1 protein-coding gene is annotated in these 457 nt (G+C 42.5%); it reads right to left on the bottom strand.

Features of this window, described 5'->3' with window-relative positions; translation table 11 throughout:
* Positions 1-354: hypothetical protein (locus tag JYB63_RS22585; RefSeq protein ID WP_205660186.1), on the bottom strand; the 354-nt coding region annotated here is incomplete at its 3' end.
* Between the last annotated feature and the right edge of the window lie 103 nt (positions 355-457).

Genomic DNA, 457 nt, shown 5'->3' with positions numbered 1-457 from the left:
CGCAAGAGAGCCAATACGGATAAAAGCATCTTCTCCGTCTATGTCGGTTAACTGATATCGCTCTGTTGATTCCGGCTCTAATTCAAGAATGTCAAAAAATGCATTCAATTGACCAATATCATCGATTTCGTCGTCCGAAACTTCGGGCTCACAGTACAGACCAATAACTGGGCCACCATTCACCATGGTGATATGGACATTCCCATAGCTTCCTTCACTTCCATTACTATCCTCATCATCAGGAACAGGTGTAAAACCATCAAACAAGAATTGGTGAAAAATCACCTCTCGAGCATTTAAGGCATAACGATGCTGCTCAGAGTCAAAAACAAAAAAAAGCTCACGGTCTGGCACTACACTTTCCTGAAAGTGTGAGTAAAAACGACGCTTATCAGCCGAGGAAATAGGTAACAACAAATAATCTTGTTGCCCTCGTAGCCAGATTTTCACCGTCCAA

The organism is Aliamphritea spongicola, from assembly GCF_017051665.1.
GTDB lineage: Bacteria > Pseudomonadota > Gammaproteobacteria > Pseudomonadales > Balneatricaceae > Amphritea > Amphritea spongicola.
The sequence above is the reverse complement of the archived record's forward strand: the minus strand, read 5'-3'. Positions and strand labels throughout refer to the sequence as shown.